This is a genomic window from Thiospirillum jenense (assembly GCF_014145225.1).
Lineage (GTDB): Bacteria > Pseudomonadota > Gammaproteobacteria > Chromatiales > Chromatiaceae > Thiospirillum > Thiospirillum jenense.
The window spans coordinates 1-11,192 of record NZ_JABVCQ010000026.1; the positions used below are offsets into that span (position 1 = coordinate 1).

11 protein-coding genes are annotated in these 11,192 nt (G+C 47.7%); 4 read left to right on the forward strand and 7 right to left on the reverse strand.

Translation table 11 applies throughout. The features are described from left to right. Positions 1 to 81 precede the first annotated feature (81 nt). A complete protein-coding gene (gene cbiB / locus HUK38_RS11155; protein ID WP_182584414.1) occupies positions 82 to 1,026 on the reverse strand; it encodes an adenosylcobinamide-phosphate synthase CbiB in 945 nt (314 codons plus the stop codon). Between the two features lie 159 nt (positions 1,027 to 1,185). Here cbiB and HUK38_RS11160 point away from each other — a divergent pair, with 159 nt between their 5' ends. Continuing rightward, positions 1,186 to 2,916: a ThiF family adenylyltransferase gene (locus HUK38_RS11160; RefSeq protein ID WP_182584415.1), complete on the forward strand. Its 1,731-nt coding sequence runs from the start codon at positions 1,186 to 1,188 to the stop codon at positions 2,914 to 2,916. Positions 2,917 to 3,015: 99 nt separating this feature from the next. Next, positions 3,016 to 3,162 (forward strand): hypothetical protein, encoded by a 147-nt coding sequence (locus tag HUK38_RS11165; protein ID WP_182584416.1) that lies wholly within the window; start codon positions 3,016 to 3,018, stop codon positions 3,160 to 3,162. A 70-nt stretch (positions 3,163 to 3,232) separates the two neighbouring features. Here the strand turns inward: HUK38_RS11165 and HUK38_RS11170 are convergent, their stop codons facing one another. The 6 genes from HUK38_RS11170 to HUK38_RS11195 form a co-directional block, all read right to left on the reverse strand. Then, the gene (locus tag HUK38_RS11170; RefSeq protein ID WP_182584417.1) at positions 3,233 to 4,336 is read right to left on the reverse strand and encodes a hypothetical protein; all 1,104 of its coding nucleotides are present in this window, start codon (positions 4,334 to 4,336) and stop codon (positions 3,233 to 3,235) included. 498 nt (positions 4,337 to 4,834) lie between these two features. After that, positions 4,835 to 5,719 carry an LpxL/LpxP family acyltransferase gene (locus HUK38_RS11175; protein ID WP_182584418.1) on the reverse strand — a complete coding sequence of 295 codons (885 nt, stop codon included), beginning with the start codon at positions 5,717 to 5,719 and terminating at the stop codon, positions 4,835 to 4,837. Positions 5,720 to 5,741: 22 nt separating this feature from the next. After that, positions 5,742 to 6,032, reverse strand: a complete 291-nt coding sequence (locus HUK38_RS11180) for an ApeI family dehydratase (protein WP_238787611.1) — start codon at positions 6,030 to 6,032, stop codon at positions 5,742 to 5,744. After that, entirely contained in the window at positions 6,013 to 7,404 is a 1,392-nt protein-coding gene (locus tag HUK38_RS11185; protein WP_182584420.1) for an AMP-binding protein, read from the reverse strand. The genes HUK38_RS11180 and HUK38_RS11185 overlap by 20 nt, the downstream gene beginning before the upstream one ends. Next, positions 7,404 to 8,033: a COG4648 family protein gene (locus HUK38_RS11190; RefSeq protein WP_238787612.1), complete on the reverse strand. Its 630-nt coding sequence runs from the start codon at positions 8,031 to 8,033 to the stop codon at positions 7,404 to 7,406. Before HUK38_RS11190 ends, HUK38_RS11185 begins: the two co-directional genes overlap by 1 nt. An 11-nt stretch (positions 8,034 to 8,044) precedes the next feature. Continuing rightward, complete coding sequence (locus HUK38_RS11195) at positions 8,045 to 8,311, reverse strand: phosphopantetheine-binding protein (RefSeq protein ID WP_182584422.1); 267 nt, start codon at positions 8,309 to 8,311, stop codon at positions 8,045 to 8,047. A 131-nt stretch (positions 8,312 to 8,442) separates the two neighbouring features. On the opposite strand from HUK38_RS11195, the gene HUK38_RS11200 reads away from it, so the two are divergent. Both HUK38_RS11200 and HUK38_RS11205 read left to right on the forward strand, forming a co-directional pair. Then, a complete protein-coding gene (locus HUK38_RS11200; protein WP_182584423.1) occupies positions 8,443 to 8,901 on the forward strand; it encodes an OsmC family protein in 459 nt (152 codons plus the stop codon). A 33-nt stretch (positions 8,902 to 8,934) separates the two neighbouring features. Beyond that, positions 8,935 to 11,190, forward strand: a complete 2,256-nt coding sequence (locus HUK38_RS11205) for a patatin-like phospholipase family protein (protein ID WP_182584424.1) — start codon at positions 8,935 to 8,937, stop codon at positions 11,188 to 11,190. Positions 11,191 to 11,192 lie beyond the last annotated feature (2 nt).

The window sequence follows — 11,192 nt, forward strand, 5'->3', positions numbered from 1 at the left end:
TGATGGGCTTGTGACAGCGGCATAATTCACCGCGTTCACCCGTTGTAACGGCCACTCGCTGCGAATCTTTAATGCCAAAATCTAAACAATGACGGCGAGCGCGATACCAATCACAATTGCGCACCCACTCGCCACCGCAATCAACCGCAGCGCCCGCCGTAAGTGCTTGTCATCTAAGTCTTTTATCCACGCATCATCACCAATAAATGGCAATGTCACCGCTTGTCCGTGATACCTGAGCGGCCCGACCAGCCGCACCTGCAACGCCCCCGCGACTGCCGCCTCACTCCAACCCGAATTGGGGCTGGGCAATTTAGCATGATCCCGCCACGCGGTGCGCACTGCCGAACGCGGTTTTTCATTTAATAACACAGCCGCCGTTGCAATAATAAAAGGCGATAACCGCGCCGGCAACCAGTGAATAACATCATCTGAGCGCGCCGCCGCCCAGCCGAATAATTGATAACGCGGCGTACGATGCCCGACCATTGAATCTAAACTGGAAATGGTTTTGACGATAATCAACCCCGGCACTCCAAACAGCGCTAATGTCCACAGCGGCGTTAATATGCCATCCGTGAAATTTTCGGCTAAACTTTCAATTGTTGCCCGCACCACGCCCGCACGGGTTAATTGCGTTGTGTCGCGGCCAACTAATTGCCCAACCTGTTGACGAGCGCGGGCTAGATCATTTAATACTATTAATACCCGCCGCCCGTGCGCTAATAGATCGTGGGTGCAGAGCAGGCTGTAGGCAATGAATATATTCCAACCAAATGTCAATAGCGGGTGCAATTGAGATGCGCTCAGGTGAATAATCCACCACACCGCCAGCGCAGTATTCACCACCATTAACCAATGAATAATACCCGCTAATCGCCCCGTCCAATGATGTTGAAAAAACCACTGTTCTAAACCAATACTGTAGTGTCCAATTAGCCGAATAGGATGGAATGGATAAATCGGGTCGCCGAATAGCGCATCTAATAACACGGCGCTGATAAATAGGAGCGCTAATGAATCCATATATTATGTACTACCACAGTAAACAGCGGCGCTTTAGTTTAATCAAAACTGCACCGCCAATAATAATTAAACAAGATTTGCCGCGGAATATCAATTCAGTTATGCTAGTCGAACAGCAATCATTTCAACCGCGTTCACCCACACACGAGGATTTAATCCATGCAGTCGTTTAATTACAGTGAAGCCTTTAATCGCAATATCGGTTGGGTGACAGAAACTGAATTATACCGGTTGCGACAAAAGCGCGTGGCGATTATCGGCATGGGCGGCGTGGGCGGGGTGCATTTACTCACACTTACCCGCCTCGGGATTGGCAAATTTCATATTGCCGATTTGGATACGTTTGAATTGGCTAATTTTAATCGCCAAGTCGGCGCGATGATGAGTACGCTCGATCAACCAAAGGTCGAGGTATTAGCGCGGATGGCGCGGGATATTAACCCCGAATTAGACTTGCAGTGTTTTGATCGCGGTATCAATGCGGAGAATATTGATGCCTTCTTATCCGGCGTAGATTTATTCGTGGATGGCGTGGATTTTTTTGAACCCGAGTTGCGTTCGTTATTATTTGCACGTTGTTATGAATTAGGGATTCCGGCGATCACTGCTGGCCCAATTGGAATGGGTGTGCCGTATTTAATTTTTATGCCGGGGCAAATGTCATTTGAACAGTATTTTCAATTACAGGGGCGGCCACTTATTCAGCAATACGTTAATTTTTTAATTGGGTTAACGCCGAAAGCCTGGCATCGGGATTATTTGGTTGATCCGCATCGCTTTGATTTAGGGCAAAAGCGCGGGCCGTCAACGCCAATGGCGTGTCAATTATGTAGCGGGGTTGTGGGTATTGAAGCATTAAAGATTTTATTGCGGCGCGGCGAGGTGTATGCCGCGCCCTATTATCATATTTTTGATGCGTATCAGGCGCGCTATGCTCGCGGGCGATTGTTCTGGGGGAATGGTGGGCCATTGCAAACCATTAAACGTCAATTGGTGTATCGAATGGTGGCGCAGCAATTGGCGAAACAATCCTCACCCGCGGCGCCATTGCCAGCCGTTATTAATGAGCGTGGCGTTTTAATGCAGATTCTTGATTTAGCACGCTGGGCGCCGAGTGGCGATAATACGCAGCCGTGGCGGTTTGAAATCATTAATGACCGACATTTTATTGTGCATGGACGCGATACCCGCGACACGGTGGTTTATGATTTACAAGGACGGGCAAGTCAATTAGCATTAGGTGGATTATTAGAAACTTTAGAAATTGCAGCAAGTCATTATGGTTATCGCTGTGAAATCACGCGCCGTCTTGATTTACCCGACATCACTCCGACCTTTGATGTGCAATTGCAATCAATCACTCCACAGCCGCATCCATTAGCCAGATTTATTCGCGCTCGCTGTACTCAACGCCGCGCTATGTCGCGCCAGCCATTAACAGTGCAAGCGCGGCAAGTATTAGAACATGCCGTTGGTGAACAATACCGAGTGATTTGGCTTGAAGGAACGCCGCAATTGCGTCAAATAGCGCGGTTGTTATTTGACAATGCAGAATTGCGTTTAACACTTTTTGAAGCCTATCAAGTACACAAGGCGGTGATTGAATGGAATACACAATTCAGTGCAGATCGCATTCCCGATCAAGCGTTGGGATTAGATAAGGCGACCTTGCGTTTAATGCGTTGGGCATTGCACAGTTGGCGGCAGGTGCAGTTTTTGAATAAATATCTCAGCGGCACGTTATTGCCGCGTTTGCAAATGGATGTGTGGCCGGCATTGAATTGCGCGGCGCATTTTGTCATTGTGGCTAAACAACCATTATTAACAGTGGATGATTTTATTGCCGGCGGGCGGGCAATGCAGCGGTTTTGGTTGACAGCGACGCAATAGGGATTAGAGTTCCAACCCGAACAGACGCCGCTGATTTTTGCATCGTACATTTATAATCAGATTACATTTAGTCAAGCAACACATGCCCAACAGCAGGCAATGCAATTAGTCGCGCAATTAGAAACGCTATTGGGTGGGCAATCAACTTGTCGTCAAGCGGTGTATAAGGGACGGGTGGAGTTTGGGATAGCACCGGCGGCGCGGTCATTGCGATTGTCATTAGCACAATTGTTGAATAATAAATAATTGAGACAATAAAAACACGGAAGAGTATTAACACTTCCGGGCTAATATTTTCACTGCTACTTGCAGATGTTTAGGCAGCTTTACGCCATATACGGCTGGCGCCCGCGGTGCTGAATAATCCTATGCCTAACAATGCCAAACTGGTGGGTTCTGACACCTGTAGATCAAAGTTTGCTAAACCCTTATGATTAACATAAAAATCATTGTAAATTTGCATCCCCGAAGACAAAACATTCTCGATTTGATTAAAAGAATGTTCAGGATCAGTGCCGCTTGCCCCCGGGAAAATACCATCCATCATTTCCTCGAAAGCAGTATCTTGGGCATTAGTGAATAGGGTTCGAGCAGAGCCTGTTTGTATCCGCGCTTGTAAATCTATGTCTGTGGTGGTATCTCCTGCAAAACCAGCAAAGTCTGTATCTTGCAGATCGAGATCAGTCGCACGAGTGGCATCTACGCTGCCATCATCATTGATCGCCTCATTAACATTGAACAAATAACCGCTATTCACATCCATCTCATGCCAAAGGATGAATGTACTGTCGCCATTTCCCTCGCCACGAGCCAGATCGAAATTGCCTCCCGTATGCTCGGTTACTCCCGTGACCGAATTAACTGCTTGCGGAATTACGCTTAACCGGGCAATTTCAGTTAATTGATTACTCCAATTGGTGAAGGGCGCGCCACGCAATGGCGTACCTGTTGCAACTGGCGCCGTATCTAAAAAGAAATGCAGTGTTTTGCCGGTGTCAAATGAGACTTGCGCAACGCCACTACTGGGATTAACCACTTGCGTACCAGTTAAGTTCTCCCACGCAATATACAAATTATAACCGACGGGCAAGATGCCATAACCAGTAGCGGCATTGTAGGTAATTGATTCTGTGCCACCAGAAATCAATGACCGATAACCCGTCACCTGCAATAGGCCATTTTCAATAAAATTGAAAGAACCATCGGTGTTTGGATTAGAAAAGTCATTATCAAGATGTGACCAACCATCAAGTGCTAATGCTTCTATTCCTAAGATGTTCGCACCGCCATCAATGCTTAATCCCCAATAACCAGGTAAAAGAATTTCGCTGGCGTTGGTATGTGTTGTAATCAAACCCATCGCACCGGCTAACGCGATAGATAACGTGGTTTTTTTAATAGACAGCTTGGAGAGTTTCATAATTTAACACCTTAAAATGTGTTGAAAATGTTTGATGTGATGTTTTCGATTTAGTAAAAATCAATGGCAGGAACGTCTCACAAAGTCTAAAACCCCCGTTCCCATATAACTGTGTTTTGCATATATCATGCCAAAATATAATAATCAGAAAAATCAATAAGATGCAGCTTAACTCAAAAAAATCGTGGCAAATGACTGTAAAAAAACCTGACACTTTTTGTTGCGTAACCCACTAAAATTACCGTCTCTTTCAGACAACAACTTTACGCAATTGCTTGAATCGCAACACTATTTTTTGAAAAACTCGACGTTTCAAAGTACCAAAAATAGGTGTCAGGTTTTTTTACAGAATTTGACTGCCGACGCCCTATTTTTACCCTATTTTTAGCACTTTTCCCAGTAATTTCAAACAGTTAAGCAAATGGCAAGTAGTGTCAGGTTTTTTTACACCCCCACCCAAATGGGTAGGGTAGGCCGAAACCACCTAACCCGTTGAAATCACATCCAAAAGTCGTAAAAATTGAACCAATTCAGCGGCGCCGCCCGCGTGTAGTACGCCAGCCGCTCTGCGTACCGCCGCGCCCACTGCTGCACCTGCGCCGCCCGCTGCGCCCGCGCAATCGCCACCCGCTCGGTCAGTACCTCAAAATGCACATCATAGCGCGCCCCGCCGCGATACAACCCAAAAACGAGAATAATCGGTGCGCCCGTTACCGCTGCTAAATTGAATGGACCAGCGGGAAATGCCGCCATTTGACCAAGCAATTCACAGTAAATAACAGCCTCCCCCGGTCGCGCCCGATCTGCTAATAAACCCACCACACCCTGCGCATCCAAATGCTCTTTAACTGCTAATAACGGCTGCGGTGCAGCTAATGAAATTACCGATGCCCTAAACTGTGGATTCAAGGCATCTAATAATTGCGTCAATACCGCGTTGTGCAATGGATACATCAACACCTTGAGCGGCAATTGCGCCTGATCTAATCCAATTCCGCGCAACACTTCAAAACTGCCCAAATGAGAACCGAATAATAAAAATCCCTGCCCACTGGCGAGGCGATCAAGAATACATTGCGGATTGTGCAGGCGAATATCAAATAACTCGTACCGCCCCCCGAGTAAAAACACGCGGTCAAGAATCGTCGCGGCAAAGCAATGAAAATGCTGCGCCACCTCAAATAAACTTGCCGGCCGCTCGAATACCCGCGTTAAAAACTGCCGTGATGCCTGCCGCTGCGGCCGCGCTTTAATTAAAAAATACAACGTAATTGGATACAGCAATAACCGCGCAATGCGCCGCCCCAAATGCAGCGCAATCCAACGAATGAGCCAAATCATCGCGCTGCTGCCGCGCTCATGCTGACTTGTCCAATTATTCATAGAGTTATCATTCAGCCGCTAATCAATCAGCGTATTGCAATAGTCCGGTGCAAACCAGTACCGCGCCGCGTTGGCAAATAAACTGCACCGCCGTTTGAGTCGCCCCAGCAGTGAATTGAATCATCAATTCATCGCCCGGCAACACCGGTTGTAAAAACTTCACTCGCGGCACCGCTGTCATTGGTTGCCCCCACGCCATGCCAATTAACTCTAATAACAACGCGCCCGGCACAATTGGATAATGCGGGAAATGACCGGCAAAACTCGGGTGATGAACTGGAATGAACACCTGCTCAGTGCGCGTCATCATCATTAATTGAAACTCCCGCCGCGTATTCGGATAACACCCGTAATAATTCCGCTCGCGGCAATTTACCCGTCGCCGTGCGCGGCAATTGATCAACAAACACCAATGGTCGCGGATAAAACACCGGATCAATTTTCCCAGCCAATTCGCCGATGATCGCCGCACGATCCAACCCCGATGCCACCACAATCGCCGCCAATCGCCCAATCGGATCGCCGCGCTCGTCCAGCGCCACAAACGCACCGTCCTCGACCCCGACAATCGCGTTCAATACCGCGTTTAATTCCGACAATGCCGCCCGTTTCCCACCAACTTTGACCATTTCCGCCGCCCGCCCGAGCAGCTCAAAACTGCCGTCCGCGTCACACCGTAACACGTCAGCCAACGGGATCGTGCCATCAATAAAAGGTGCGGTCACGCTGACCTGCTCGCCATCCTGTTGTATTTTAACACCGTCGTACCAATGCCACGCAGGCACGGTACAGGTCGCCCGGCTGGCAATCGAGCCGGACTCAGTGCTTCCATAAATTTCAAAGACTTGCGTGTGAAACTGCGCCTCAACCTGCGCGGCTAATTGACGCGACAGTGGCGCCGTGGCCGAAATCACCTGCGCCACCGCCGGCCAGTCGCCACCAGCGGCAAGGCAGGCGGCCAAATGCACCGGCGTCGTCACCAAAATTCTGGGCGCCGGCATGGCAGCGAGCGCAGTGCAAATATCTGTTGGAAAAAACGGACGTGTGGCGTGGATTGCACAGCCCAGCACCCAAGGCACCATCACCGATAATTCCAGACCGTACATGTGCTGCGGCGGAACTGTTGCAACAATACTACTGGTTGGCGCCCACGCAAATCGCCGCCCCGCCGCCTGCGCACACCCAACCAAATCGCCCCAGCGCTTGGGATGCGGCTGCGGTTGTCCGGTGCTGCCTGAAGTGAATGCAATAAACGCCAATTGCGCGGCGGGTAATTGAAATGCGGGCGGCGGGATGCAATGACCCGCATTCATTGGCGAATGAAGTGGCAGTGACGGCGCGTGAATTAACTGCACTGGCGCCGTCAATTGATCGAGCGGCGTGTCGGTTAAACACAGCGCGTCAGGATAATTCGCCGCTAATGTATTTACCGTGGCCGCGAGGCGATTGGTTGGAAATAAACTGACGGCGCCGCGCAATAATGCTGCTGCAAAAGTGAGTGCAAAAAGATAGCGATTATCACACACATTAATAACATAAGGCGCCGGCGGCAATTGTTCACTCAATTGCTGGGCTTGACTAAAAAAAGTCGCGTGAGAAATTACCACTGGCGGGTCGGCGCCAATGATAAATAGCGGTCCATTGGCATGATGAACTGGAAATAATGGCAGCGTTGCGGGGGGCATCAGTGACTCCGATTAAATAACACCGAGCGCCAGTTTAATCGCACAATGGCGCGCAGTGAGTCGAATAACGATGTCGGCTCCAAATCACCCAACACGCGCCGCCGAATCGGATATTCCAATAACAACAGCGCAAGCATTAACGCATAATTCACCACATTAGTTAATAATGACCACCAGCCCGGCGATGCAAACATGGCTAATAAACTGCACTCAATCCCTAATGCAATAAAGAATCCCGTCCAAATCAGTGTTAACCTACGACCATAGCGCACGACGGGCGTCGGTAATTGTCCGCGTACCTGCAACCCAATTTGTACAATTAATGGCGTGTGTCCATGCCGTAATGTGCGACCAAACACCCATGCCAACCCGAATTGCATCATAATTGGTGGAATGCGAATGAACCAATCCAACTGGGAAATAAACTCAGTCATGCTTGCTGCGAATAAAAGCAGCGCAATTAACATCACTATTGTGCTAATGTGCAGCGCGTGTCTTAATTGGTAAGACAGCGCAATCGTCATTAAAACAGCGAGCCATAACACGGGGATTATGGGGTGCGCATGACGAATACTCAGGTGCGTGATAATTGGATAAACAACAATTAAAACCGTCACCAAAGTGGGCATAAATCGCTGCATTAGGTGGCAATGTGTGCTTGAATATAAGTAGTCAAGGTGCGCAGTGTCGAAAAGATTTGTACGATGTCGGCATCATCCGATTTTAAGGTCACGCCGTATTCTTTGTTAATTGCCAGCGCGAGTTCGAGTGCGTCAATCGAATCTAATCCTAATCCAGTGCCAAATAATACTAAATCGGGATCAATATTGGTCACTCCCGTCTCGGCAAGATGTAAAGTGTCAATTAATAAACGCTCTACTTGTTCAATCGTAGGGGTTAAAAGCATTGTAGTATCCATCTATTATAGTGCGGGGTTCAAAAGAATTGTGAGTATAATTGTAACAAGTTTTGGGCGACACGGAACAAAAAATTAGGCTAAAATTGCACCACCAATCCAACCTATTTGAGAGTATTTTTATGAGTGCAATTCCTTCTTTTTATCACACTGCCTATACATGGACTGGTCAGACTGATGCGGGTAATGTGCATGTCGTTCCACCAGCTGATTTTGATAGTGACATCGAATTACCGCAACCTCTGCCAGTCGGTTCGCCACATGATTTAACACGCTATAGCCCGGAACATTTATTAGTCTTTGCAGCGGAAACGTGTCTAGCTAATTACGTTGTGTTATTAGCACGTTTGTCTAAATTGGATATTAAAAACTATTGCTCTACGGCTGAAGGTGAATTGGATCAAGAAGACCGCGCCGGCTACCGTTTCAAAGCCATTCGTATTCGCCCAGAATTAACCGTCACGCATGGTAAAGAAGCGCAAGCAGAACGGATTTTAAATAAAGCGCACCGATTATGTTTAGTGGCGCGTTCGCTCAATTGTCCAGTGGAATTAGTAGAACCGCAAATTTTAACTGAATAAGCAGAATTTTCTAACTGTTCAATCTAAATCATAATGAAGTACCGCATTTACATTAGCGTTTTGCTGGCTCTCGCTATTATTGCACCGCCCATCACTGCGGCGACATCTTTATTCCATGCTAAACACTCTAAACCCAAAATTGGATTGGTACTGAGTGGCGGTGGGGCGCGAGGTGCGGCGCATATTGGCGTTTTAAAAGTATTAGAACGCCTGCATATTCCAATAGATATGATTGTCGGTACCAGCATGGGTGCATTAGTTGGCGGCAGTTATGCAGCGGGTTTATCAGCTGCTGAATTAGAGCAGCGCATGACTGCCGTTGATTGGAATGATTTATTTAATGACGACCCACCGCGTCACCAATGGTCAGCGCGGCGAAAAGAATTATCATCCAATCCAACCTGGAATTTTACGATTGGCGTTCACGATGGACAATTACGCTTGCCCAAAGGCGCGATTGCCGGTCAAAAAGTGCAATTGTTTTTTAATGATTTAACGCAGGGCGTTGAAACGCTCAATCATTTTGACCAGTTCCCAATTCAATTTCGTGCCGTTGCCACCAATTTAGAAAACGGTCAACTAGCCATTTTTGATCGTGGTTCACTGCCCATTGCAATGCGCGCCAGTATGGCTGTCCCCGGCGTATTCGCGCCCATTGAATGGAATAATCAATTATACGTTGACGGTGGTTTGGTGCGCAATTTACCGATTGATGTGGCGCGTGATTTGGGCGCTGATATTATTATCGCTGTTAATCTCGGTTCAGGTTACTTACCGCGTGAACAATTGAATAATGTTGTCGGGATTACTGGACAAATCATTGCCATTCTCACTGAACAAAATGTGCAAGTGTCATTGCAGCAATTAAACCCAGATCGAGACATACTCATTGTGCCTGATTTAACCGACGTGTCTTCTAGTGATTTTAATAAAGCAAAACAGGCAATTGCCGCCGGTATACAAGCGGCTGAACAGATGGCGCCGGCATTAGCGCAGTTAAGTTTGAATACCGCAGAGTACGCCCATTGGCAACAACAACGCTTTGGGCATCATCAATCAGTGCAGCGTGTGGACGAAATCAAAATCAATGGATTGCACTGGGTAAATCCTAATGTTTTTAAAGATTTAATTGCGGCACAACGGCAATCATATTTTCGGCGGTCTGAATTAGATGCTGCCATTCAACAGGTCTATGGACGCGGTGACTTTGAACGCATTAGTTATCGGTTTGAACGTCATAATAAAACCGATTTGTTAATCGTTGATGCGGTAGAAAAAGCGTGGGGGCCGGGGTATTTAAGTTTCGGGTTGGGATTAGCGAGTGATAATCAAGGGGATAGTCGGTTTGGATTGCGCGCCACCTATGATCGCACTTGGTTAAATGCCAATGGCGCGGAATGGCATACCGAATTAACGCTGGGAAATGCGCCCAGTTTTTATAGCGAATTCTATCAACCCTTGCGCCTGCACGATGACCAGTTTATTGCATCTTATTTGGATTATGATTTAAGTCCTTATAGTGTTTATTTAGATGACCAACGCATTGCCCGCTATGATGTGACGCGCTTGCGTTTAGGCGCCGATATTGGCACGATTTGGCATGATGCTGAATTACGCGCTGGCGTTTATTACGGGCGCACTGCAACCGATCTTGATACCGGTTCATCGCAATTACCCGAAGGACAATACAATGAATCTGGAATACGCACGCGCATTCTATATGACACGCTTGATAGCCCCGGCGCCCCACGTTCTGGATTGCGTTTTGCATTAGAAACAAGCACCCCTTTAACCGCATTCGGTGCGGATAATGACGCAGGTGGCAACTACACCCGCGCCTTATTCACTGCCACCACCGCCCGCAGTTTTGGTGTGAATACCATTGCAACTAGCATTAAATTGGGCAGCAGTTTTGGTGCTGAAATGTCTTATGACAATCAATTCCCATTCGGTGGATTTTTAAAAGGTTCAGGCTACGCCAATGAACAATTTCGCGGCAATGACATTGCCTTTGCTGCCGTGTCTTATTACCGTCAAATTGCCAGTTTACCACCCCCGTTTGGACGCGGTTTATATTTGGGTGCATCACTCGAAGCCGGCTGGTTATCTGATAGTATGGTTTACGATCATAGCCAAGATACGGAATTCTTATTAACGTCAGAAGCGACCCGTTATGGCGGCAGTCTCTTTTTTGGTTCAGATACCTGGATTGGCCCCGCCTATTTCGGCTTGGGATTGACCAGCAATGGTGAACATGCCTTTTATGTATTATTCGGGCGCCCTGAATAATG

Coding starts and splice junctions, on each gene's coding strand:
- cbiB (WP_182584414.1), bottom strand. CDS start 1,026: ATGGATTCATTAGCGCTCCTATTTATCAGCGCCGTGTTATTAGATGCG.
- HUK38_RS11160 (WP_182584415.1), top strand. CDS start 1,186: ATGCAGTCGTTTAATTACAGTGAAGCCTTTAATCGCAATATCGGTTGG.
- HUK38_RS11165 (WP_182584416.1), top strand. CDS start 3,016: ATGCAATTAGTCGCGCAATTAGAAACGCTATTGGGTGGGCAATCAACT.
- HUK38_RS11195 (WP_182584422.1), bottom strand. CDS start 8,311: ATGCTTTTAACCCCTACGATTGAACAAGTAGAGCGTTTATTAATTGAC.
- HUK38_RS11185 (WP_182584420.1), bottom strand. CDS start 7,404: ATGCCCCCCGCAACGCTGCCATTATTTCCAGTTCATCATGCCAATGGA.
- HUK38_RS11175 (WP_182584418.1), bottom strand. CDS start 5,719: ATGAATAATTGGACAAGTCAGCATGAGCGCGGCAGCAGCGCGATGATT.
- HUK38_RS11200 (WP_182584423.1), top strand. CDS start 8,443: ATGAGTGCAATTCCTTCTTTTTATCACACTGCCTATACATGGACTGGT.
- HUK38_RS11190 (WP_238787612.1), bottom strand. CDS start 8,033: ATGCCCACTTTGGTGACGGTTTTAATTGTTGTTTATCCAATTATCACG.
- HUK38_RS11205 (WP_182584424.1), top strand. CDS start 8,935: ATGAAGTACCGCATTTACATTAGCGTTTTGCTGGCTCTCGCTATTATT.
- HUK38_RS11170 (WP_182584417.1), bottom strand. CDS start 4,336: ATGAAACTCTCCAAGCTGTCTATTAAAAAAACCACGTTATCTATCGCG.
- HUK38_RS11180 (WP_238787611.1), bottom strand. CDS start 6,032: ATGATGATGACGCGCACTGAGCAGGTGTTCATTCCAGTTCATCACCCG.